Annotated in this window: 25 protein-coding genes and 1 riboswitch; of the genes, 13 read left to right on the top strand and 12 right to left on the bottom strand. The window is 65.0% G+C overall.

The features are described 5' to 3' along the window. Positions 1-23 precede the first annotated feature (23 nt). Complete coding sequence (queA, locus tag M2332_RS13555) at positions 24-1,055, top strand: tRNA preQ1(34) S-adenosylmethionine ribosyltransferase-isomerase QueA (RefSeq protein WP_264574465.1); 1,032 nt, start codon at positions 24-26, stop codon at positions 1,053-1,055. Between the two features lie 18 nt (positions 1,056-1,073). Here the strand turns inward: queA and M2332_RS13550 are convergent, their stop codons facing one another. After that, entirely contained in the window at positions 1,074-1,481 is a 408-nt protein-coding gene (locus tag M2332_RS13550; protein WP_264574464.1) for a DUF1489 family protein, read from the bottom strand. Between the two features lie 523 nt (positions 1,482-2,004). On the opposite strand from M2332_RS13550, the gene cobA reads away from it, so the two are divergent. The 6 genes from cobA (at position 2,005) to M2332_RS13520 (ending at position 7,419) form a co-directional block, all read left to right on the top strand. Continuing rightward, entirely contained in the window at positions 2,005-2,805 is an 801-nt protein-coding gene (gene cobA, locus M2332_RS13545; protein ID WP_264574463.1) for a uroporphyrinogen-III C-methyltransferase, read from the top strand. A 4-nt stretch (positions 2,806-2,809) separates the two neighbouring features. Continuing rightward, entirely contained in the window at positions 2,810-3,109 is a 300-nt protein-coding gene (locus M2332_RS13540; RefSeq protein ID WP_181558725.1) for a DUF2849 domain-containing protein, read from the top strand. Position 3,110: 1 nt separating this feature from the next. Further along, positions 3,111-4,742 carry a nitrite/sulfite reductase gene (locus M2332_RS13535; protein ID WP_264574462.1) on the top strand — a complete coding sequence of 544 codons (1,632 nt, stop codon included), beginning with the start codon at positions 3,111-3,113 and terminating at the stop codon, positions 4,740-4,742. Continuing rightward, positions 4,735-5,175: a DUF934 domain-containing protein gene (locus M2332_RS13530; protein WP_264574461.1), complete on the top strand. Its 441-nt coding sequence runs from the start codon at positions 4,735-4,737 to the stop codon at positions 5,173-5,175. The genes M2332_RS13535 and M2332_RS13530 overlap by 8 nt, the downstream gene beginning before the upstream one ends. After that, positions 5,168-5,947, top strand: coding sequence for a phosphoadenylyl-sulfate reductase (locus tag M2332_RS13525; RefSeq protein WP_264574460.1), 780 nt, complete (start codon positions 5,168-5,170; stop codon positions 5,945-5,947). Before M2332_RS13530 ends, M2332_RS13525 begins: the two co-directional genes overlap by 8 nt. 287 nt (positions 5,948-6,234) lie before the next feature. Then, a complete protein-coding gene (locus M2332_RS13520; RefSeq protein ID WP_264574459.1) occupies positions 6,235-7,419 on the top strand; it encodes an NAD(P)/FAD-dependent oxidoreductase in 1,185 nt (394 codons plus the stop codon). Positions 7,420-7,653: 234 nt separating this feature from the next. Here M2332_RS13520 and M2332_RS13515 read toward each other — a convergent pair whose 3' ends face one another. After that, positions 7,654-9,156 (bottom strand): replicative DNA helicase, encoded by a 1,503-nt coding sequence (locus tag M2332_RS13515; RefSeq protein WP_181558720.1) that lies wholly within the window; start codon positions 9,154-9,156, stop codon positions 7,654-7,656. A 450-nt stretch (positions 9,157-9,606) separates the two neighbouring features. Here M2332_RS13515 and M2332_RS13510 point away from each other — a divergent pair, with 450 nt between their 5' ends. Beyond that, positions 9,607-9,891 (top strand): hypothetical protein, encoded by a 285-nt coding sequence (locus M2332_RS13510; RefSeq protein WP_264574458.1) that lies wholly within the window; start codon positions 9,607-9,609, stop codon positions 9,889-9,891. Between the two features lie 8 nt (positions 9,892-9,899). On the opposite strand, the gene bcp is transcribed toward M2332_RS13510, so the two are convergent. The 7 genes from bcp to tgt all read right to left on the bottom strand — a co-directional run bounded on the left by bcp (position 9,900) and on the right by tgt (position 16,701). Next, a complete protein-coding gene (gene bcp / locus M2332_RS13505; protein WP_264574972.1) occupies positions 9,900-10,364 on the bottom strand; it encodes a thioredoxin-dependent thiol peroxidase in 465 nt (154 codons plus the stop codon). After that, positions 10,364-13,081, bottom strand: a complete 2,718-nt coding sequence (locus tag M2332_RS13500) for a bifunctional [glutamine synthetase] adenylyltransferase/[glutamine synthetase]-adenylyl-L-tyrosine phosphorylase (RefSeq protein WP_264574457.1) — start codon at positions 13,079-13,081, stop codon at positions 10,364-10,366. The genes bcp and M2332_RS13500 overlap by 1 nt, the downstream gene beginning before the upstream one ends. Positions 13,082-13,144: 63 nt before the next feature. Continuing rightward, on the bottom strand, positions 13,145-13,453 hold the full coding sequence (locus M2332_RS13495) for a type II toxin-antitoxin system RelE/ParE family toxin (protein ID WP_264574456.1): 309 nt from the start codon (positions 13,451-13,453) through the stop codon (positions 13,145-13,147). A 4-nt stretch (positions 13,454-13,457) separates the two neighbouring features. Beyond that, entirely contained in the window at positions 13,458-13,727 is a 270-nt protein-coding gene (locus M2332_RS13490; protein ID WP_264574455.1) for a type II toxin-antitoxin system ParD family antitoxin, read from the bottom strand. Positions 13,728-13,806: 79 nt separating this feature from the next. Then, on the bottom strand, positions 13,807-14,355 hold the full coding sequence (locus tag M2332_RS13485; protein WP_264574454.1) for a pseudouridine synthase: 549 nt from the start codon (positions 14,353-14,355) through the stop codon (positions 13,807-13,809). Positions 14,356-14,362: 7 nt separating this feature from the next. Continuing rightward, the gene (locus M2332_RS13480) at positions 14,363-15,505 is read right to left on the bottom strand and encodes a cupin domain-containing protein (protein ID WP_264574453.1); all 1,143 of its coding nucleotides are present in this window, start codon (positions 15,503-15,505) and stop codon (positions 14,363-14,365) included. 8 nt (positions 15,506-15,513) lie between these two features. Then, entirely contained in the window at positions 15,514-16,701 is a 1,188-nt protein-coding gene (tgt, locus tag M2332_RS13475) for a tRNA guanosine(34) transglycosylase Tgt (protein ID WP_264574452.1), read from the bottom strand. 441 nt (positions 16,702-17,142) lie between these two features. Here tgt and M2332_RS13470 point away from each other — a divergent pair, with 441 nt between their 5' ends. The 5 genes from M2332_RS13470 (at position 17,143) to thiC (ending at position 21,701) form a co-directional block, all read left to right on the top strand. Further along, on the top strand, positions 17,143-17,550 hold the full coding sequence (locus tag M2332_RS13470; RefSeq protein WP_264574451.1) for a hypothetical protein: 408 nt from the start codon (positions 17,143-17,145) through the stop codon (positions 17,548-17,550). A 199-nt stretch (positions 17,551-17,749) separates the two neighbouring features. Continuing rightward, complete coding sequence (locus M2332_RS13465) at positions 17,750-18,580, top strand: MipA/OmpV family protein (RefSeq protein WP_264574450.1); 831 nt, start codon at positions 17,750-17,752, stop codon at positions 18,578-18,580. 33 nt (positions 18,581-18,613) lie between these two features. Continuing rightward, the gene (locus M2332_RS13460) at positions 18,614-19,153 is read left to right on the top strand and encodes a hypothetical protein (RefSeq protein WP_264574449.1); all 540 of its coding nucleotides are present in this window, start codon (positions 18,614-18,616) and stop codon (positions 19,151-19,153) included. A 4-nt stretch (positions 19,154-19,157) separates the two neighbouring features. Continuing rightward, positions 19,158-19,268: riboswitch (TPP riboswitch) on the top strand. A gap of 58 nt (positions 19,269-19,326) precedes the next feature. After that, positions 19,327-19,737: a DUF2065 domain-containing protein gene (locus tag M2332_RS13455; protein WP_181558712.1), complete on the top strand. Its 411-nt coding sequence runs from the start codon at positions 19,327-19,329 to the stop codon at positions 19,735-19,737. Positions 19,738-19,766: 29 nt separating this feature from the next. Further along, a complete protein-coding gene (thiC, locus tag M2332_RS13450) occupies positions 19,767-21,701 on the top strand; it encodes a phosphomethylpyrimidine synthase ThiC (RefSeq protein ID WP_264574448.1) in 1,935 nt (644 codons plus the stop codon). A gap of 35 nt (positions 21,702-21,736) precedes the next feature. Here thiC and M2332_RS13445 read toward each other — a convergent pair whose 3' ends face one another. Genes M2332_RS13445 through M2332_RS13435 form a run of 3 tightly spaced genes read right to left on the bottom strand, consistent with a single transcriptional unit; the run spans position 21,737 to position 23,251 of the window. Next, complete coding sequence (locus M2332_RS13445) at positions 21,737-22,681, bottom strand: hypothetical protein (protein WP_264574447.1); 945 nt, start codon at positions 22,679-22,681, stop codon at positions 21,737-21,739. Positions 22,682-22,727: 46 nt separating this feature from the next. Beyond that, the gene (locus M2332_RS13440) at positions 22,728-22,994 is read right to left on the bottom strand and encodes a Txe/YoeB family addiction module toxin (RefSeq protein ID WP_264574446.1); all 267 of its coding nucleotides are present in this window, start codon (positions 22,992-22,994) and stop codon (positions 22,728-22,730) included. Beyond that, positions 22,991-23,251, bottom strand: a complete 261-nt coding sequence (locus M2332_RS13435) for a type II toxin-antitoxin system Phd/YefM family antitoxin (protein ID WP_264574445.1) — start codon at positions 23,249-23,251, stop codon at positions 22,991-22,993. Before M2332_RS13435 ends, M2332_RS13440 begins: the two co-directional genes overlap by 4 nt. Positions 23,252-23,267 lie beyond the last annotated feature (16 nt).

Here is a 23,267-nt window from a genome sequence, read left to right as displayed (position 1 = left end):
CGCAGACGCTAAGGGCGCCAGCCATGCGCGTTGACCTTTTCGATTTCGACCTGCCGCCCGAGCGGATTGCCCTGCGTCCGGCCACGCCACGCGATGCCGCGCGGATGCTGGTGCTCCAAGGCCAGGACGGGGGCCTGCGCGATATGGGCGTGCGCGATCTGCCGACCGTGCTCCGTGCCGGCGACTGCCTTGTCTTCAACGATACGCGCGTCATCCCCGCCCAGTTGGAGGGGCAACGCGGCGAGGCAAAGGTCGGGGTGACGTTGCACAAGCGCCTCGGCCCGCGTGACTGGCAGGTCTTCGTGCGCAACGCCAAGCGGGTGCGGCCCGGCGACATCATCGCCTTTGCGCAAGGCGTGCAGGCACAAGCCGGCGATCGCGATGCGGATGGCGGCATGACGCTCAGCTTCCTCGGCGACGAACCGGTGGAGCTGCTGCTCGAACGCGCCGGCCAGATGCCCCTGCCCCCCTATATCGCCAGCAAGCGGCCCACCGACCAGCAGGACCGCGAGGACTATCAGACGATGTTCGCGCAGGAACCCGGTGCCGTCGCGGCGCCTACCGCAGCCCTGCACTTCACGCCCGGCCTCGTCGCAGCGCTCGCTGAGGCCGGTATCGGCCAGGCGACGCTTACTTTGCATGTCGGCGCCGGCACCTTCCTGCCGGTCAAGGCCGACGATACCGACGCACACCGGATGCATGCCGAATGGGGGCGGATCGACCAGGCCACGGCGGATCGGCTGAATGCAGTCCGTGCCAATGGCGGGCGCCTGATCGCGGTGGGCACGACCAGCCTGCGCCTCCTCGAAAGCGCAACCGGGGAAGATGGCATCATCCGGCCGTTCGCGGACGAGACGCGCATTTTCATCACGCCGGGCTATCGCTTCCGCGCCATTGACGGGTTGATGACCAATTTCCACCTGCCCCGCTCGACCTTGTTCATGTTGGTCAGCGCGCTGATGGGGCGTGAGCGGATGCAGGCAGCCTATGCCCATGCCATTGCGCAGGGTTATCGCTTCTACAGCTATGGCGATGCGAGCCTGCTGCTCCCCTGAGGGCGGGCAGCGGGGCGCCTAGATCAGCCCGAGCCGGCCAAGATCGGCCGCCAGCTGATCGGGCAGCATGTCGCCGCCCTCGCCCTCCCCCATGTCCGGCGGCGCATCCTCGTGGGCCAGATAGCGCCAGCCCTGATGGGCGCGCTTGGGTCGCGGCACCACCGGGATAAGCCGCGGCGCGAGGCGAATCCACTGCCGCCCGTCCGGCCGCGCCTCGAACCCGAGCAGCGGACTGCGCCCGACGATCTGATGCGCCAGTACCCAATAGAGCGACCCGCCGGCCATCTCCTCATGCCGCTTGGGCAGATAGCGTGTCGTCAACCGCGCCTCGCCACCCTCTCCGGCCTGTGCATGGCTTTCCAGCCACTCCCGCAAGGTGGCGGCGCTCTCCGACTGAAAGGCGATCTTGGTCATATGAAGCGGCATGATGCCGATCTAGGGCGTGGCGGCGAATTGGCAATGGCGGGAAGCGGTGGCGCAAGCTTGGTGGTTGGTGCCTAGGTCCGCATGTCCGCCACCCAACCGCCCACCGAAGCTAGATAGGTTATCGAGGGCGGGCGTATTCTACCCTCTCCCCCTGAGGGAGAGGGATGCGCAGACTTGGCAGCGTGCTGCGTAGTCGAAGCTGGGAGAGGGGGTCAGCGATCCGCTGGATCGCGCGGATCAACGATCCTCCACCCCTCATCCAACTCCGCCTAGCCGCCTATTGGCGACAAGGCTGCGTATCCTTCTCCCTCAAGGGTAGAAGGTTGAAGACTTGGCAGCAATGTCGTCCTGTTCGCTCAGACGCTTTGCTGCCGCGCAGCAGTCAGATCGCCACCGAAGCGCTCTCCTGACCCGCTATTGGCACCACCTCTGCCACCACCCAAAGCCCCCACAATAGTTTCGCTTCGGCCTGCTAAAGCAAGCGTCGGTTGCGGGCTTGGGTGCTCGAACGCATCTACCACCCATGGCGCACTCTGAGTCCTTTACGGCCGGCACGGTCTATCTCGTTGGCGCAGGTCCGGGCGATCCTGATCTGCTGACGGTGCGTGCTGCCCGTTTGATCGGCCGGGCGAGCCTGATCGTGCATGACGGTCTGGTCGATGCCGCCATCCTCGCTTTGGCTTCGCCGGAGGCGGAGCTGATCTCGGTCGCCAAGCAGCGCTCGCGCCATTCGATGAAGCAGGAGGCGATCAATTCGCTGCTCGTCGGCGAGGCGCTTTCGGGCCGTGACGTCGTGCGCCTCAAGGGCGGCGATCCCTTCATTTTCGGGCGGGGAGGCGAAGAGCTGGAGGCCTGCCGCGAGGCTGGTGTGCGCTGCGAGGTCGTGCCCGGCATCAGCGCGGCGGTCGGCGGCGGCGCCAGTGCCGGCCTGCCACTCACGCATCGCGAGGATGCCAGCATCGTCAGCTTCGTCGCGGGGCAGTGCAAGGGCCTCTCTGAGCAGAATTGGGTCGGCCTTGCCGGGCCGGGTCGCACGCTCGTCATCTACATGGGCCTCGCGACCAGCCAGGACATTGCCGAGAAGCTGATGCGCGACGGGCTCTCGCCCTCGACGCCGGTCGCGGTCATTGAGAAAGCGACGCGCCGCGATCAGCGCGTGCTGCGCAGCCTGCTCGCCGATCTCGGCGATCTTGTGGCGCGCGAGGCGGTCGCGAGTCCGGCGCTGATCGTGGTGGGCGAGGTCGTGCGGCATGCCGATGCGCTCGATTGCCTGCCGCTTGGATCATTTCACATTCAGCACAGCACAGGTGCGGGGAGCCACTGACGACATGAATATCCTGACCGGCAATGATCTCGCCACCGGCGACGTCATCTGGTGGACTGGCCAAGGCTGGTCCATCCATGTGAACGACGCCGTGGACGTCGGCGAGAAGGGCGCGGAAATCGCCCAGGCCGAAGCCGCCGCGCGTCGCGTGAACGAAGCCTATGTGATCGACGGCGAGCAGGATGGCGAGGGCAATATCCGCCCCGCCCACATCAAGGAGCGTATCCGCGCGCTCGGCCCGACCGTGCGCCTCGACTTGAGCCTCAAACCCGCCGACCCCAATGCCGGCAACTGGGTGATCTGACATGTACCAATATGACACTTACGATCAGGCGATGGTGGATGCCCGCGTTGCCGAATTCCGCGACCAGACCCAGCGTCGCCTCGACGGGCAGCTGAGCGAGGCGCAGTTCCGCCCGCTCCGCCTGATGAACGGCCTGTATCTCCAGCTGCACGCCTATATGCTGCGCGTCGCCATTCCCTATGGCACGCTGTCGGGCAAGCAGATGCACATGCTCGCCCACATCGCGCGCAAATATGACCGCGATTACGGCCATTTCACCACCCGCCAGAACATCCAGTATAACTGGATCAAGCTCGCGGATGCGCCGGATATTCTGGCCGATCTCGCATCGGTGGAGATGCACGCCATCCAGACCAGCGGCAACTGCATCCGCAATATCTCATCCGACCAATATGCCGGCGTCTCCGCCGACGAGGTCGCCGATCCGCGCCCGCTCGCGGAGCTGCTGCGCCAGTGGTCGAGCTTCCACCCGGAGTTCACCTATCTGCCGCGCAAGTTCAAGATCGCGGTGATCGCGAGCGCAGAGGATCGCGCGGCCATGCGCCTGCATGACATCGGCATCGAGCTGGTGAAGAAGGATGACGAGATTGGCGCTCGCGTGTTCGTGGGTGGCGGCATGGGCCGCACGCCGATGGTCGCGCCGGAAATCCGCGACTTCGTGCCCTTCGCTGAAATCGTCTCCTATCTGGAGGCGTGCCTGCGCGTCTACAATCGCCACGGCCGACGCGACAACAAGTACAAGGCGCGGATCAAGATCCTCGTCCACGAAATGGGCCGGGAGGAATATACCCGCCAGGTCGAGGAAGAGTTCACGCATATGAAGACGCTCGGGCTCGATCCGCCGCTTGCCGAACTGGCGCGCATTGCCGATCACTTCGCGCCGCCGGCCTATGAGACCGGCCTCTCGGACGAGATCGACCTCTCCGACCGGGATTTCGCGGCCTGGGTGAGCACGCAGGTGAAGCCGCACAAGGTGCCGGGCTATGCCATCGTCAACATCAGCCTGAAGCCCATTGGCGGCATTCCGGGCGATGCCTCCTCCGCGCAGATCGACCTGATGGCCGAGCTGGCGGAGAAATACAGCTTCGATGAGCTGCGCGTCACCCACGCCCAGAACATCGTGCTGGCGCATGTCAAGAAGGCGGATCTCTACGCGCTGTGGAAGGCGCTGGAAGAAGCCGATCTTGGCACCGCCAATCTCGATCTCATCAGCGACATCATCGCCTGCCCGGGCCTGGATTATTGCAGCCTTGCCAATGCGCGCTCGATCCCGGTCGCGCAGAAGATCGCGCAGCGCTTCTCCGATCTCGATCGGCAAAAGGAGCTGGGCGAGCTGAAGCTGAAGATCAGCGGCTGCATCAATGCCTGCGGCCACCATCATGCCGGCAATATCGGCATTCTCGGCGTCGACCGGAAGGGTGTGGAGAATTACCAGCTCCTGCTCGGCGGTTCCGGCGCGGACGATGTCAGCCTTGGCCAGATCACTGGTCCTGGTTTCGACGAGAACGGCATTGTCGATGCGGTCGAGAAGGCCACCAACGTCTATCTCGCCAACCGGCAGGAGGGCGAGCGCTTCGTCGACACCTTCCGCCGGATCGGCATGGCCCCGTTCAAGGAGGCACTTTATGCTTGAATATCTGTCCCTGCGTGAAGGCGGCGAGGCAGCCGAACTGCCCGCCGTGACGCTGGAGGCCTTTTCCGGCCAGAGCAATTCGGCCGCGGTGCGTATCGAGCCGGGCGAGGACGCCCGCGAATTGCTGCCGCATCTGGACCGCGTGGCGCTGGTGGAGGTGAACTTCCCCGTGTTCGGCGACGGACGCGGCTATTCGGCGGCACGCATCCTGCGCGAGGCTGGCTATGCCGGCGAGCTGCGCGCGGTGGGCGATGTCGCGGTCGATCAGATCAGCCATATGGTTCGCTGTGGGTTTGACAGCTTCCGGCCGGACAAGCCGCTCGACCCTGCGCTGATCGAGGCAGCGCTCAACCGCTTCCCCGGCGTCTATCAGAAGACCGTCGATCCGCGCGCGCCGATCTGGGCGCAGCGCCACGGAGCAAGCAATGGCTGAAGCCGCTCGCCAGATCGACCGGATCGACGCCGCCCCGCGCTGGACGCAGGCAGATGCGGACGCGCTCAACGCGCGCTTCGCCGGCGTGGATGCGGGCACGATGCTCAAGACGCTGTTCGCCGAGGATGCGCTCGGCACGGTCGCCGTCGTCTCCTCCTTCGGCACGGAAAGCGCGGTGCTGCTCCACCTCATCGCGCAGGCGGACAAGAGCGTGCCGGTGATCTTCGTCGATACGCTCAAGATGTTCCCGGAAACGCTGGACTATCGCGATACGCTGATCCGCACGCTCGGCTTCACCGACAGCCGCGTGGTCGAGCCCAAGGCCGACGTGCTGGCGGCGAAGGACGACAAGGGTCTGCGCTGGTCCTACGACCCCGATGGCTGCTGCGAAATCCGCAAGGTCGAGCCGCTGGCGCGCGCCAAGCAGGGCCTCGATGCCTGGATTAGCGGGCGCAAGGCCTTCCAGTCCGTGACGCGCCAGAACCTGCCGCGCTTCGAGATCGAGGACGGGCGCCTGAAGATCAATCCGCTGGGTGATTGGGACAAGGCGGCGCTGGAAGCCTATTTCACCGCCCACGACCTGCCCCGCCATCCGCTGGAGGCACAGGGCTATCTCTCGATCGGCTGCGAACCCTGCACCAGCAAGGTGATGCCGGGCGAGGACCCGCGGGCCGGCCGCTGGCGCGGCTGGGACAAGGTGGAATGCGGCATCCACACCAGCTCCACACCGCTGGCGGACCCCGAAGACCCGGCGAACCAGCCGGCGTTTTGAGGGGAAGCTCTGCGTCGAAAGCCTCGGGGCCTTTCCGGGATTGCCGCTTCATCTATCGTCACCCCGGGCTTGACCCGGGGTCCAGCTTTCCCTTCGGCACTGCCTGCTCCCCGCAGAGCTTCGCAGAAGCAGAGACAGTCGATCACACCAGAGAGAAGCGGACCCCGGGTCAAGCCCGGGGTGACGGCGGGAATTGAGGGGAATTCATCCAACCCTTCCGTTTAGCGCCGCCGGCAGCTAGGCCGTAGGAACCTTCACCCCGATCGCCGCCCCAGCCGAAAGCCCCCATGCCCACCTCCCCCACCCCTTATGACGCCATCATCCTCGGCGCCGGCGCAGCGGGGTTGATGTGCGCGGCGGTGGCCGGGCAACGGGGGCGCAAGGTGCTGCTGCTCGATCATGCCGATGAGCCAGGCAAGAAAATCCTCATTTCCGGTGGCGGGCGGTGCAACTTCACCAATCTCCACACCGCGCCGGATCGCTACCTCTCCAGCAATCGCCATTTCGCCAAGTCGGCGCTGAGCCGCTACACCGCGCAGGATTTCCTCGCGCTGGTCGAGCGTTATGGCATCGCCTGGCACGAGAAGACGTTGGGGCAACTCTTCTGCGACGGCAGCGCGCGGCAGATCGTCGCCATGCTCCTGGAGGAGTGCGCGAAGGGCGCTGTCGACATCGCCTGCGCCTGCCCCATCCGCGAGGTCACCCATGCCGATGGCCAGTACCACGTCAACACACCGCGTGGCATCGCGACCGCGCCGGTGCTGGTCGTCGCCACCGGCGGGCCGTCCATTCCCAAGATGGGCGCGACCGGCTTTGCCTATGATCTCGCCCGCCAGTTCGGCCTCAAGGTCGTGCAGCCCCGCCCGGCGCTGGTGCCGCTGACCCTCAGCGGCGACGATGCGCTGTTCCGAGAGCTGTCCGGCGTCTCGGCCGATGTCGTTGCCCGCACCGGCAAGACGTGCTTTCGCGAGGCGGCGCTGTTCACACATCGCGGCCTCTCCGGTCCGGCGATTCTGCAAATCTCCTCCTACTGGCGCCATGGCGAGGGCGTCGGCATCGACTTTCTGCCCGATCATCCGCGCGACTGGCTGCTTGCCGCCAAGCGCGAGGCCCCGCGCACGACCCTGCGCCGCCTGCTCCGCGCCGCTCTGGCCGAGCGCCTCGCGGACCGGTTGGCGGCCGATCTCGCGCTGGAAGCGGAGCTCGGCAACCTGCCCGACCGCGCCCTTGCCGCCGCACAAGCGCGTCTGGCGGACTGGACGTTCATGCCCAATGGCAGTGAGGGCTATGCCAAGGCGGAGGTGACAGCGGGCGGCGTCGATACCGCGGGTCTCTCCTCGCAGACGATGGAGGCCAAGGCGGTGCCGGGCTTGTACGTGATTGGCGAGGCGGTGGATGTGACCGGCTGGCTGGGCGGGTATAATTTTCAGTGGGCCTGGGCCAGCGCGCATGCGGCAGGACAGGCGGTTTAAGTCCACTGCACCATCATCACACCCACGTGCTCCTGCGAAGGCAGGAGCCCAGGGCGGAGAAGCCGGTCGATTGCGCCCTGGGTTCCTGCCTTCGCAGGAACACGAGATCAGCTACAACCGCCGCTCATCCCCGTTGGTGTCGAGCGGAGTCGAGACACCCAAGGACAGCGCTCTCCGTGTCTCGACTTCGCTCGACACGAGCGGCACCTGAAGGTTCGGGGCTAGCCCCGCACCTCACTCATAACCATCATCCGCCCCGGCATAGCTGTCATCCGCCAGATCGGTGAACCGCGTGATCTTGGAATCGAAGTAGAGCCGCACCTTACCGGTGGCGCCGTGGCGCTGCTTGGCGACGATCAGCTCGGAATGGCCGGTGATCCGGTCCATTTTCTCGCGCCAGGCGGCATAAGCGCCCTCGTCCTCGATCTTGGGCTCCTTGCTCATCTCATAATAGTCCTCTCGGTAGAGGAACCACACCATATCGGCGTCCTGCTCAATCGAGCCGGATTCGCGCAGGTCCGAGAGTTGCGGGCGCTTGTCCTCGCGGCTTTCCACCGCGCGGCTCAGCTGGGAGAGCGCGATCACCGGCACCATCAGCTCCTTGGCGAGCGTCTTCAAACCACGGCTGATCTCGGAAATCTCGTTGACGCGGCTGTCGCCAGTCTTGCCCGAGCCTTGCAGCAGCTGGAGATAGTCGACCACGATCATGCCGATATTGTGCCGGCGCTTGAGGCGACGGGCGCGGGTGCGCATCGCCGCGATGGTGAGGCCAGCGGTATCGTCGATGAACAGCGGCAGATCCTGCAACTCGCGCGAGGCGCGGACGAGGTTCTGGAACTCGCTATGGTTGATCCGCCCCATGCGCAGCTTCTCGCCGCTGATGCCCGACTGCTCGGCGAGGATACGCGTCGCCAGCTGGTCGGCCGACATTTCCAGGTTGAAGATCGCAACGGGCGCGCCAATCGACTTTTCCGGCGGAATGCCGTCGGCCATGTCGCGCATCCAGCGGCTGGCGGCATTGTAAGCAATGTTGGTTGCCAGCGAGCTCTTGCCCATGCCGGGGCGCCCAGCAACGATGATGAGGTCCGACGGATGAAGGCCACCGGTGCGGTTGTTCAAGCCATCCAGGCCCGAGGTGATGCCCGAGACATGGCCGCCGGAATTGAGCGCCTTCTCCGCCATGCCGACCGCAAGCCGCGTCGCCTGCGCGAAGGTCTTCATGCTGCCGGTGTCGCCGCCCTGCTCGGCCACGGCGTAGAGCGCCAGTTCCGCCTGCTCGATCTGCCCCTTAGGGTCGATGGCATCGGAGGTGTCGAGCGCCTTGTCGACCAGCTCCCGTCCGACGCCGACCAGCTCGCGCAGCAGCGCCAGATCATAGACCTGCCGGGCAAAATCGCGCGCGCCGATCACCGCCGCGCCGCTGCCGGTGAGCTGCGCCAGATAGGCCGGGCCACCCAGTTCCTTGAGCGCCGGATCGCTTTCCAGCAGCGGCTTCAACGTGACCGGATTGGCGACCATGTTGCGATCGACCAGCTTGAGGATCGCCTCATAAATGCGCCCGTGCAGCGGCTCGAAGAAATGCTCGGCGCGCAGCTCCATCTGCACGTCCTCGACGATCCGGTTGTCGATCATCAACGCGCCGATCAGCGCAGCCTCCGCCTCCACATTGCGCGGCATACGGGCTTCAGAGCCGGGCACATCGGGCACCGGGGCAAGACGGATCGTGTTTTCTGACATGGGGGAGGCATTGTCCTCTCTTCCGAGGTGCGGCGCAAGAGCCGAGGGTGTGCGCCCTGTGGAACCTGGGGATAACAATGGGGATGGATTTTACGAATCGCCGCATCGCTTGCCGCCGTTCGTCCTGAGTAGCCGCTGAGCCTGTCGAAGCGGCGTATCGAAGGCCTCCCCACCAGCACCACAGTGCTTCGATACCGCTCTTCGCTACGCGCCTGCGGCGCTACTCAGCGCCTACTCAGCACGAACGGCATCTAAGGAGAAGCGCATTTGACGGTCTGAGAATCTACCCGGGCAACGGAATGTCAGAACATGACAGGATCGCGGACATTTACTTCTCGTCGCCCTGAACTTGTTTCAGGGTCCATTGCGCGATCAAGCTTTAGGTTCTCCCCAGCTACCATCGCTCAAGACAAAATTGCCGACCGACGGAAACAAGCATACGATGATTTCGTGGAATTCATTCTGATCTTGATCCCGATTGCCGCTTCTGTAGGTCTGGGATTTGCGCCCGCAGGACGCCTGCGGAATGCCGTGATTTGGATGCTATGGTTAGCCCCACTATGGCTAGCCGTATGGATGACGTTGGCATTCCCGGAAAAATTTGAATTCGAGTTTGGAAGCAGATGGTTTCCGTTTTTCCATGTCCCGCTGTTCCTGACTCTGTGGGGTGTAGTGACACTGTTCCCGTTCAAGCTGACTGTGAGAATAAGAGAGATAAATCGCGGGATCTTCTAATTTCTCCCTCACCCCAGCCCCTTCACCGCCTCCAGCACCTCGGCGGCGTGGCCCTTCACCTTCACCTTGGGCCACACGCGCACGATCTTTCCGTCCGCATCGGCCAGGAAGGTCGCGCGCTCGATGCCCATATATTTGCGGCCATAAAGGCTCTTTTCGACCCAGGTGCCGAAGGCCTCGCACACACTGCCATCGCCATCGGACGCCAGCGTGACGGCGAGGCTGTGCTTGTCGGCGAAGCGCTTGAGCTTGGCCGGCGCATCCTTGGAGACCGCGATCACCGGCACGCCCAGCGCGCCGAAATCATCGATCAGCCCGGTGAAGTCGATCGCTTCGGTGGTGCAGCCCGGCGTATCGGCCTTGGGGTAGAAATAGACGACCAGCGGCTTGCCACGAAAATCCGCGAGCCGGATCGGCGCCTCGTCCGCACCGGTGAGAGTGACGTCGGGCAGGGTATCGCCTTGGCTGAGCATCATGTCGTTCCTTCCGATGGCGCCGCCTGGCCGGCCAGCGCGTTCCAGCTCGTGGCGATGATCTGCCGCGCGGCATCGATTCGGGCAAGCATCTCGCCCCAGTCGCGGGCCCCGCAGGCCCGTGCGACCAGCCAGCGGCTTTCCTCCACCGGCTCGCTCGATTGCGGCGCAACGAGGCGGGCAACCACCAGATAGCGGGTCAGCAGGTCCGCTGCCTCACGCAGCGCGCTGTCCAGCAGCCCGGCGGCAACCAGCCTCTCCAGCGCGATGTTGAGGCTGGGCGAGAAGCCGGTGCGATGGGTGAGCTGCGTCACATGGATGAGGAATTCCAGATCGACGAGGCCGCCCGGCATCAGCTTCACGTCGAGCGGCCCGGCCGGCGGCTTGTGGGTGGCGATGTCGCGCCGCATCTTCACCGCCTGCGTGAGCAGTTGCGCGGGGTCGCGCTCCACCATCAGCGTCTGCCGGACAATCTCGTCCAGCGCGGCACGGGCGCTGGGCGATCCGAACACCGGGCGGGCACGGGTGAGCGCCAGATGCTCCCAAGTCCACGCCGCCTCGGCCTGATAGCGCGCAAAGCTCTCGAAGCTGACCGCCAGCGGGCCCTGATTGCCCGAGGGGCGCAGCCGCGTGTCGACCTCATAGAGCGCTCCGGCGGCCGTCGGCACGGAGAGGGCGTTGACCACCCGCTGGGAGAGGCGGTTATAATAGAGCGTCGCGCCCAAGGGCCGGCGCCCGTCCGATTCCGCGTTGAAATCGCCGCTGAACAGGAAGATCAGATCGAGATCGGAGGCGTGGGTGAGCAATCCGCCACCAAAGCGCCCGAGCGCCAGGATGGCCAGCTCGCTGCCCGGCACGCGGCCATGGGTTTGCTCGAACTCCGCCACGGCGGCTGCGGCGAGCACGTCCACCGCCGCCTCCGCCACCCGCGCATAGCCCCGGCCAACCTCAAGTGGATCGACCTCGCGACTGACGATCTGCACCCCCAGCGCAAAGCGCCGCTCGCCCACGACATGGCGGACATGATCGAGCCGGTGCTGGAAGTCATCGCCGGCATCATGCGTGCGCATCGTCTCGATGAGCGTCGGCACATCGGGCGGCAGATCGAGCGCGCTCTGGTCGATCAGCCCGTCGAACAGCGCTGCGCGCCGCCCCAGCGCATCGGCGAGCGTGGGCGCGTGCGAGAGGATCGTCACCAGCGTCTCGGCCAGTGCCGGGCGCGCGACCAGCAGGCGCAGCAGATTGACCGCCGTGGGCAGGCCTTCGATCACCTGATCCAGCTTGTTGAGCGCAGTCAGCGGCGCCGGCGCACGGGCGATCTGGCGCATCAGGCCGGGCAGCAGCTCCTCCAGCGCCTCGCGCGCCGGGGCGCTGCGCAGCGGGCGCAGGCTGCCGTCGCGCCAGCGGGTGATGCGCGCGACGAACGGCTCGGTCTCCTCGATGCCGATGTCCTCCAGACGCTGCGCCAGTGCGCGCGGCTCATCGGGCAGGCGATCATCGCCTTCCTCATCCTCGCCGACCAGCCCATCGAAAGTGAGGCCGGTCGCCTCGACATGCGGCCGCAATGCCGCGAGCAGCGCCGCGCCCTCGGCATAGCCGGCCAGCCGCGCGACATTGTCCAGCGCGGCCGGGCTTTCCGGGAGCATGTGCGTCTGCCGGTCATCGACCATCTGCAGACGATGCTCGATCGTGCGGAGCATCACATAGGCCGCATCGAGCCGCGCGCGCTCGTCAGGCTTGATCAACCCCGCCTCGCCCAGCACGCGCAGCGCCGCACGCGTGGCCGGTGCCCGCAGCGCGGGATTGCGCCCGCCCTGAATGAGCTGGTGCGCCTGCGCGAAGAACTCCACCTCGCGAATGCCGCCGCGCCCGCGCTTCAAATCGAAGCCGGGGCCAAAGCGCTGGCCACTGGCATAATGCGCGCGAATGCGGCGCGAGACGTCGCTAATCGCCCGGATCGCACCGAAATCCAGACTGCGCCGCCAGACGAATGGCCGGATCGTGCTGAGGAATTCCTCGCCCAGCGCGATGTCGCCGGCCGCCGCACGGGCGCGCACGAAAGCGGCCTGCTCCCAACCGACCGCGGCGCTCTCATAATAGCTGATCGCCGCTTCGACCGGCAGGATGATCGGCGAAACCTCGGGCGATGGGCGCAGCCGCAAGTCGACCCGGAAGACATAGCCGTCCCCGGTCCGCTCGGTGAGCAGCGCCACCATCCGCCGCGCCAACCGCAGCGCTGCCTCCTGCGGCTCTTCCTTGCCGCGCGTAGGAATCGTGTCGGGATCGAAGATCAGGATCGGGTCGATGTCCGAGCTGTAATTGAGCTCCCGGCTGCCATGCTTGCCCAGCGCGATCACCGCGATGCCGCGCGGCGCCTCATCCGGATAGCGCTCGGCAAAGGCTGCGTTCAGCGCCGTTTGGATGGCTTCGTCGGCAAAGTCGGAAAGCCGCCGGGTGACGATATCCAGATCCCAGAGTCCGGCCAGATCGGCAATTGCCGCGACCAGCGCCAGCGCACTGCGCCGCACCCGCAGCCGCCGATCCACCGCCGCATCGCGGTCCAGCGCCCGCCCGGCCTCCCACGCCGCCTCCGCCTGCCCCTGAAGCAGTAGCGCAACCAGCTCGGGATAGACATCGATCTGCCGCGCCAGAAACGGCGAATGCGTGCGCGCGCGATCAAGGGCATCGGCAACGGGGGTGGTGGTCAGGCTCTCCATTGCCGCCTCTTAGCGGCAGGAGGGTTGTGCGGAAAGAGTGGGTGCGCGTGACGCGAGCGCACCTCAAGCGTCATCGGCAAGCAAGGCCGCGAAATCCTGCCCGCCATAGAAAATACCGAGAATGGTGACGCTCACGCCGATGGCCGAATAAGCAATCGTCACCCGCCTCCGGAAAGCGATCGTGCGCAGACCAGGGCGAAGGTCGTCGCGCGGTGTCCCGCGGTGGGGGAAATCGGCGAGCTTCTCGCAACGCTCGACAATGGCTCCGACGTAGCGACTGGCGATATCGGCCGACGCTTCGCGAGCAATATAGCGGAACAAGGAGATCAGTTGCGCTTCGGCTTCCGGCGCAAAACTGACCACGCTTTGCATTCGATCAGGACGTGGCGGCGCGTTCTGCGGCCAGCGCGGCCTTCACGTCCGCCGGAGACCGCGCGCGGCGCGGGTCAGCCTGCATCGCATCATAGGTCCGCGCGACGTCTTCACGCAGCCAGGCCTCCACAGCCTGCTCTCGCGCCTGAAGAGCTCGCAGCCCATCCCGGATCACTTCACTTTCGCTGGCATATTCACCCGACGCGACCCGCGCCTTGACCTGCGCCGCCATATCGATGGGCAATGTCACGCTCAGTTGCTGCGTAGATGGCATGGTAAACTCCTGCGGGGCGAACCAGTAGGATTTAATCCTATCAAATGCGCATTTCAATCCGACGTGAGGATTGGGAGGCCTAAACCGCCACCTCGCGCCATTCTCCCGGCGCCAGTCCGTCCAGCGTCCAGTTCCCCACTTGCCAGCGCACCAGACGCAACGTGGGATTGCCGACTGCTGCGGTCATCCGGCGCACCTGGCGGTTACGGCCTTCGCTGATGGTGAGGCGCAGCCAGCAATCGGGCACGCTCTTGCGCACGCGGATCGGGGGATCGCGCTCCCAGAGGTCCGGCGGTGCGATGCGATCGGCCTGCGCGGGGCGGGTCATGCCGTCGTTGAGCATGACGCCGCGCCGCAAGCGCTCGAGCGCCGGCTCGTCCGGCTCGCCTTCCACCTGCACGAGATAGGTCTTGGGCGTCTTGTAGCGGGGATCGGAGATGCGCGCCTGCAAGCGGCCATCATCGGTGAGCAGCAGCAGCCCCTCGCTGTCGCGGTCCAGCCGACCGGCAGGATAAACGCCCGGTACATCGATATAGGCCGAGAGAGTCGGGCGTGGCGAGGGCGAGCGCGCATCGGTGAACTGCGGCAGTACCCCATAGGGCTTGTTGAAGAGGATGAGCCGCGCCATCGTCCGCTTAATCCTCTGGATCGAGGGTGACGCTGCCCTGACTGGCCAGCGCCGCGATCAGCGCCAGCACCGCCGCATCCGGGGTCTTCACCGGCACGTCATCCCCTGCGCAGAGCTGCTCGGCGAAGCGCGCCGCCTCCCCCGCGCAGGCAAACGCCTCGCCATCGACGAACAGCGTCAAGGCATCCGCCCCGTCACGGACAAACACGAAGCGGCTCGCCGGATTGCGTAGCACCGGCAAGCCGTCGTTCAGCGCATCCTGCACGTCCTCCGCCAGCACCGGCGCTTCAGGCCGCCAGTCTGCCTGCGGATATTTGGGCGTGCTGCTCGCTTGCCCGAACCAGCGCGCGAATCCGCCGCGATCCGCCAGTGCCTGCGTCGCCAGATCGTGCAGCCGCGCCAGTGCCTCGGCTGTGATCTCGCCAGGATTGGTCTGTAGCGGCAGGCCGGGGTCGGCATAACGATCATCCTCGGCCAGCCCTTCTGCGACATGGGCGCTCCAGTCCTCGATCAGGTCGCGCTGGGAAGGCGCGCGAAAGCCGATGGAATAGGTCATGCAGTCCGGCCCGACCGCCACGCCATCATGCGCGATGCCCGGTGGCAGATAGAGGATGTCGCCCGGCTCCAGCAGCCACTCCTGCGTGGGCACAAAGTCTGCGAGCAGGCGCAGGTCGTCGTGGGGGCGGAGTGGGGTCGACTCGTCGCACAGCCCGCCGATCTGCCAGCGCCTTTTGCCCGCGCCCTGGATGAGGAACACGTCATATTGGTCGAAATGCGGCCCCACGCCGCCGCCGTCCGTGGCGTAGCTCACCATCACATCGTCCATCCGCCAATTGGGGATGAAGCGGAAGGGCGCCATCAGCGCGGCCACCTCTTCGACATAATGATCGACCGCCTGCACCAGCAGCGTCCAAGGCACCTCGCCCAGCTCGCCAAAGCGTGCCTCGTCCAGCGGGCCGTGTTCCACCGCCCAGTCCGTGCCGGCCTGCGTGATCAGCCGCGATTCCACCTCATCCTCGCAGGCGAGGCCGGCGAGATCATCGGGCTCCAGCGGATTAACCCACTCGGCCCACGGATTGCGGATGAGCAGCGGCTTGCGCTGCCAGTACTCCCGCAGGAACAGGTCGATGTCGAAATCGGCGAGCGTCATCGCCGCGCTCAAAACGCCTTGCTCGCATAATCGGCGCGGAAGCGGCTCGCGAATTCGGTGAGCCGCCCGGCGGCGATCGCATCCCTCAGCCCTGCCATCAGCGCCTGATAGAAATGGAGATTGTGCTGGGTCATCAGCATCGCGCCCAGCATCTCGCCGGCCTTGACCAGATGATGCAGATAGGCGCGGCTGACGCTGCCGCAGACCGGGCAGGTGCAGCGCGCATCGAGCGGCGTCGGATCCTCGGCAAAGCGCGCATTGCGGATGTTGAGCGGCCCGGCCCAGGTGAAGGCCTGCCCGTTGCGCCCGGAGCGGGTCGGCAGCACGCAATCGAACATATCGATGCCGCGCTCCACCGCGCCGACGATGTCGTCCGGCTTGCCCACGCCCATCAGATAGCGCGGCTTCTCCACCGGCAGATGGCCCACGCAATGGTCGAGGCAGGCGAACATCGCCTCCTGCCCCTCGCCCACCGCGAGGCCGCCGACCGCATAGCCATCGAAGCCGATCTCCACGAGCGCCTGCGCGGACTGCTTGCGCAGCTCCTCATCGAGCGCGCCCTGCTGGATGCCGAACAGCGCCGCCCGCGCGGCATGGTCTCCGCCCGCATCGAAGCCCGCGCGCGAGCGCGCCGCCCAGCGCATCGAACGCTCCATGGCCTGCGCCTGCGCATCGCGGCTGGCGGTCGTGGGCACCAACTCGTCAAAGCACATCACGATGTCGCTGCCGAGCAGCCGCTGGATTTCCATCGATCGCTCGGGGCTGAGCATATGCCGCGAACCATCAATATGGCTGGCAAAGGCGACGCCCTGCTCGGTGACCTTGGTGAGCGCAGACAGGCTCATCACCTGATAGCCGCCGCTATCGGTGAGGATCGGCCGCTCCCAGCCGGAGAGCGCATGCAGCCCGCCCAGCGCCGCCACCCGCTCCGCACCCGGCCGCAGCATCAGGTGATAGGTGTTGCCGAGGATGATATCCGCGCCCGCCGCGCGCACTTCCGCCGGGCGCATCGCCTTGACGGTCGCCGCCGTGCCGACCGGCATGAAGGCCGGCGTGCGGATCACGCCGCGCTTCATGACGATCTCGCCGGTGCGGGCCTTGCCGTCCGTGGCGGCGGTGCTGAAGGCGAACCGCGCCGACTGCGGATCGGCCGGCACGCGGAAAGGCGGGGGAGTATGCGGGGCGCTGTCGCTCATGCCCGCGCCATAGCGCGCCGCGGCCGCATTGACACCCCCCGGCGGGCGACGTGTGTCAAGCCAAGAGGATATAACGAACACCCTTCACCCTTCTCCCCTTGAGGGAGAAGGATACGCAGCCTTGCCGCCTTCTGGCGGCTAGGCGGAGTTGGATGAGGGGTGGCGGATCTCTGATCCGCGCGATCCTGGGGATCGCTCACCCCTCTCCCAGCTTCGACTAAGGCAGCAAGCTGCCAAGTCTGCGCATCCCTCTCCCTCAAGGGGAGAGGGCATGAAGCCCACCGGCAACCTTCCTTCACCGCCGTCAGAAAATCCCCCAAAATTCCATCTGGACCGGCTGCGCGCCCGCGCTAAAGTCCGCGCCAGCCGAGGAGCCCATAAGGCCCCGGGCCAATCGCCTGCCCCATGCTGCCCGGGGGTGGACATCATCGGGAGAGATCAGTGGCAGAGTTCGACATGATTGATGTAACGGCCTGGGCGGCGATGCTGCTCGGGGCCTTTACGCTGGCCGCCGCCATCGGCGCGCTGCGCAAGCCTGGCCTGTGGCAGACGATGGTCAAGGAGATCGAGCAGTCGCCTGCGCTGCAACTGCTTTGCGGGCTGGTTGAACTGATCCTCGGCGCCGCGGTCTATCTCGCCAATCCATGGATTCCGGCGGACATCCTCACCTGCATCATGAAGGCCATTGGCGGCATCATGATGATCGAGGCGCTGGTCGTGCTCGCCTTCTCGGACCTCTACTTCCACTTCTGGCTGCGCAATTTGGCAAACATGCAGCGCATCTGGCTGGCGCTGACGCTGGTCTGCGGGCTGGCCCTCACCGTAGCGGGACTGATGCGGCTCAACTGACCGCGCACGGCATCCTGCGTGATGCCGGAAGGACGCAGACGGACAGGATTGTCGACGCAGAGACGGGCGTGATCGGCGCAGCGGGAGCCTTCTGCCTCCTGCGGCGTTGCACGGATCAGCCTCTTGTCGGAGTTTCAACTTGCGCCCTTTCCCCTCCCTATCCCCTTGTCTTCTCGCCATTCTGGCCGTCGCACCCGCTTTGTCGGCACCCGCCCTCGGCCAGACCGCGACGGCGGCAAGCGAAGCCGCCGAGCAGCGCGAAGCCGCACGCGCCCGCGCGGGGGACCGGCTGACCATCGGCCTGGGCGCCGCAGTGATCCCGGAATATGAGGGCGCCAACGGCACCAGCATCACGCCGGTTCCCGGTGCGGTCGGCAAGCTGGGCGGCCTCAACTTCCTGTATGTCGGAAACCGCGCCAGCATCGATCTGATCAACGATGGCGGCTCGCGCTGGGATTTCCAGCTCGGTCCGGTCGCTACCATCGGCCTCAACCGCACCAATGTCGACAAGATCGACGACGAGCGCATCCGCGCGCTCGGCAAGGTCGGCACCTCGGTCGAGCTGGGCGGCTATGCCGGCATTGCCCGCTGGGGCCTCATCACCAGCAATTATGACCGCCTCTCCGCAACGGTCACCGCGCGCAAGGATGTCGCGGGCGCCCATGGCGGCACGATCATCACGCCTTCGGTCAGCTACATGACACCGCTGAGCACCAAGAGCCTCGCGGTCGTGTCCTTTAGCGCCAATCATGTCGATGGCGATTATGCCGGCACTTATTTCTCGATCACCCCCGCACAGAGCGCCGCAAGCACCCTGCCCGTCTACACCGCCAGCAGCGGCTGGAAGGACTGGACGCTCGCCGCCGCCGGCAACATCGCCCTGACGGGTGATCTGTCGGGCGGCCTCTCGCTGGTGGGTGGCGTCGCCTATACCCGCCTGCTCGGCGACATCGCCGACAGCCCGGTGGTGCGCCTCGCCGGATCGCGCAACCAATGGATGTTCGGCGCGGGACTGGCCTACACATTTTGACGAAATGGCGGCGCGCCGGTACGCCGGTGCGCCATGGAACGTTGGACCCAAGCGCTTTTCACGCACTCATCGACCCGAGAGGCAATTCTCGAACACCGTTTTCTTGCGGCAATAGGGAGTCAGCTTTGGGAGGAAGGCGAATTCGACCTCGCTGTCTCGCATAGCGAGGTCGACAATGCCGGGCATGACGTGATCATCGAAGCGCGCGGGGTGGTGAGGCACATTCAGCTCAAGGCGCTCCATGCGGCCGGGCGCGCTCGCCATTTTCCTGTTCAAAAGCGCCTGGAGGATAAGCCTTCAGGTTGCGTCGTTCTTATGCGTCATGATCTCAGAACGCTGTTGATCACTGGATATGGCTTCTACGGAGGCATGCCCGGCGAAAAAATGCCTAGCTTGGATGGAAAGATCGCCAAGCACAGCAAGGCAGATGCAAACGGGAACAAAGCCCTACGCCCGGGCTTGCGCCTGCTGCCCGTTTCCCGCTTCCAACCGGCCCCGGACGCGCAGTCTCTGACGCGACTGCTCTTCGGCGAGCCCGGTTTACAGCTTGGCCCCGTCGACAAAGCAGGGTAAGGATAGCCCTTCCCCGGGGAGCCTGCTGACTGGCTGAGAGGGATGGGTAGCGCCATCCGACCCGTTGAACCTGAACCGGCTCGTACCGGCGGAGGGAGCGGAGCGTGGCCAGTCTTGCCACCCTCATTCCCTTAGCCACAGGCGCGCCGGCCCTTGAGAGGAGGGTGGCGGCGATGATGACGGGCAGCGTGCTTACCCTGCAACTGGCGCAGGTGCTGGGGCTTTATCTCATTCTTATTGGCCTTGCCGGCCTCTCTGCGCCGCAACGCTGGCGGGCGCTGCTGGATGATTTCGACCGCGCGCCCGGGCTGGTGCTGCTCGCCGGTGCGGTGACCTTCGCCATCGGGGCGGCCCTCGTGCTCGCCCACAGCAGTCTGACCGATCCGCTCGCGACCCTCGTCACGCTGTTTGGCTGGGGTGCGCTCATCAAGGGCGCGCTGCTGATCGCCGTGCCGGGGCCATTGCTGCGCATCGGCCGCGCGGTCTCCTCCGCCACCGCCACCCGCATCTGGGCGATCGCCGCGATCGTCCTTGGTCTTCTGCTCGGCATTGCCGGGCTCACCGGCCGCGCCGGTTTCCTCTGATTCCTCCGTTCACAGAAAGGCTCATCCCTATGGCTGACATCCCCACAAAGCCTGTCCTGAGCGACTGCCAAAGGCAGGCAGTCGAAGGGGCCGAAATCGGCGTCACCACCGGACCCATTCGTGGCAGCCGCAAGATCCATGTCGGCCCGCACCGCGTGGCGATGCGCGAGATTCACCTCGAGCCCAGCTCCGGCGAGCCGCCGGTGCGCGTCTACGACACCTCCGGCCCCTATACGGACCCGGACGCGCGGATCGACATCATGGCCGGCCTCCCTGCCCTGCGCCGCGACTGGATCCTCGGGCGCGGCGATGTCGAGGCCTATGATGGCCGCGCGGTGAAGCCTGAGGACAACGGCCAGCTCGGCCCGGATCGCTCCGGCGGCGTCCGCCCCTTCCCCAATGTCGTCAAGCGGCCGCTGCGCGCCAAGGCCGGCGCCAATGTCTCCCAGATGCATTATGCCCGCCGCGGCATCATCACGCCGGAGATGGAATATGTCGCCGAGCGCGAAAATCTCGGGCGCGCCCGCCTCGCCAACTATGTCCGCGATGGCGAGAGCTTCGGCGCCAGCATCCCCGATTATGTGACGCCCGAGTTCGTGCGCGATGAGGTGGCCCGCGGCCGCGCGATCATCCCCAACAACATCAACCACCCCGAGAGCGAGCCGATGGCGATCGGCCGCAACTTCCTGGTGAAGATCAACGCCAACATCGGCAACAGCGCCGTGGCCAGCGACGTGGCGGCCGAGGTCGACAAGATGGTCTGGTCGATCCGCTGGGGCGCGGACACGGTGATGGACCTCTCCACCGGCCGCAACATCCACGACACGCGCGAGTGGATCATCCGCAATTCGCCCGTCCCCATCGGCACCGTGCCCATCTATCAGGCGCTGGAGAAGGTCGGCGGCATTGCCGAGGACCTGACCTGGGAGATTTTCCGCGATACGCTCATCGAGCAGGCCGAGCAGGGTGTGGATTATTTCACCATCCATGCCGGCGTGCGCCTTGCCTATATTCCGATGACCGCCAAGCGCGTCACCGGCATCGTCTCGCGCGGCGGATCGATCATGGCGAAATGGTGCCTCGCGCACCACAAGGAGAGCTTCCTCTACGAGCATTTCGACGAGATTACGGAGATTATGAAGGCCTATGACATCGCCTACAGCCTTGGCGATGGCCTGCGCCCCGGCTCCATTGCCGATGCCAATGACGAAGCGCAGTTCTCCGAGCTGTACACGCTGGGCGAGCTGACCCACCGCGCCTGGAAGCAGGATGTGCAGGTAATGATCGAAGGGCCGGGCCATGTGCCCATGCACAAGATCAAGGAGAATATGGAGAAGCAGCTGCAGGTCTGCGGCGAGGCGCCCTTCTACACGCTCGGCCCCCTCACCACGGACATCGCGCCGGGCTATGACCACATCACCAGCGGCATCGGCGCCGCGCAGATCGGCTGGTATGGCACGGCGATGCTCTGCTACGTCACGCCCAAGGAGCATCTCGGCCTGCCCGACCGCGACGATGTGAAGGTCGGCGTGGTGACCTACAAGCTCGCCGCTCACGCGGCCGATCTCGCCAAGGGCCACCCGGCCGCCAAGGTCCGCGACGATGCGCTGAGCCGCGCCCGCTTCGAGTTCCGCTGGCGCGACCAGTTCAACCTCAGCCTCGATCCCGAAACCGCCGAGCAATATCACGACCAGACCCTGCCCGCAGAAGGCGCCAAGACCGCGCACTTCTGCTCTATGTGCGGCCCGAAATTCTGCTCGATGAAGATCACGCAGGAAGTGCGCGACTTCGCCGGCAAGCAGAATCAGGGCGTGGAAGGCTTCATCGCCACCGGGCCGACAGGCGCAGAGACGGCGGCGGCGAGCAAGGCCGCTGCGCTCAAGGGGATGGAAGAGATGAGCAAGGTGTTCCGCGAGACGGGGAGCGAGCTGTATATGGGGAGTGGGGGACGGGAGCGGGATTGAGGGCCAAGGCGGCGGGATATCCACCTTGTAATTCTCTAGGCAATTTTATTGTTTGGCAGATAAGCTTCGCCAGTTTCGTCGGCATGGCGCCAGAGTTTCTCCATGAGCTCTGGCAGCCTTTCCCCTCCAGCGACAACTCGCATAACATGCGCTCCGTCAATGCAGATGAATTTCAGTGAGCCTTTGCTATTAAGCCCTTTCAGCGCCTCCACGGAATAGCCATTGATCGATATGTATATCCCTCTCGTATCTGCAGTCTTTCCCTCAATCTTATAGATGAATGCACCAAATTCTGCGCCCGCAATTGGGCTCTTTACCCATTTCGCTTCGATGAGATTGGTTCGGGATCGCCAAGAGAATGATCCGTCAATCTGCTCACCTTTTAACTTGAAAGACGAACGAGGATCCAATCCTTCAAGTTCAAATAGGTCATTTAGGAAAGATTCTAACAGATATCCCCGGGCTTGTGCATTGCCTTCCGTCATTAAACTAAGGAAACGTTCATGTAGTATAACGCGTGCCTGTTCTCTTTTTAAAAGAGCATCCGTCCGCTTACGCTCCTCGGTTGCTCGTTGTTGGGAGCGGAGAAGTTCCTTCTCTTCCCGAATACGTCGCGCTTCGAAAGCGTCGCTCTTCTGCTTATTTTTCAATCCTTCAATTGCGGCCAATGCCGATGCAGAAGCGTCCGGGAAATTGCCGCTCGTCAAACCCGTAACAATTGCGGATACAATACGGGTGCCTTCGGCCCCCGCCGAATCAAGATCCGATAAAACTTCCTGAACAACGAATCTCTTAGGCGCTCTGTCATATTCTCTGTTTGAGGAGTTCGACGCGATAAGCTCTGCTCGATCCCGAGCAGCCTTGAGCATTTCGCCAGGCACACCGGATCGAATAAGATATCTGTCTAAGGCTTTGTGGTAATTAAAGCATTCGCTCAGAGCGTCCTCGACATATCCCAGAGTTGCCGCATCAAACCGCATCTAATCGTTCCCCTCAAGCGCGATGTGGGGATTACTAGGCCAATTCTCAATAATGATACCGGCACTGCGCCACTTGTAGCGTCTGGTCCTTCCCGCTCCCCGCCACCCGATACACCAGCCGATGCTCATGGTTGAGCCGACGCGACCACCAGCCTGACAAATTGCCACCCAACGGCTCAGGCTTGCCGGTGCCTTTGAAGGGATGTCGCCGGCATTCCTCGATCAGCCCGTTGAGCTTCTCGGACATTTTGGGGTCATGGTCCTGCCAATGGCGATAATCTTCCCACGCCGTCGGCCAGAACGTCACGTTCACGGGAGTGGCACGCCCTCGTTATCAACACCGGCACCGCCCGCCTCGAAGCCCCGCACGGCTTCCAGCAAGCGCTCGGCATTTTTGGGCGAACTCAGCAGGTACAGTGTTTCCTCGATCGACGCCCATTCGCTCGCGGAGACCAGCACCGCTCCTTCACCACGCTGACGCGTGATGGCCAGCGGTGCGCGATCCGCAACGACCTTGTCGATCATCGACTTCAAATTCTCGCGCGCTTCGGAATAGGATACAGCCTGCATATCCTAAATATGGACA

The organism is Sphingobium sp. B11D3A (assembly GCF_025961695.1).
Lineage (GTDB): Bacteria > Pseudomonadota > Alphaproteobacteria > Sphingomonadales > Sphingomonadaceae > Sphingobium.
This window is presented reverse-complemented; position numbering and strand designations above follow the sequence as displayed.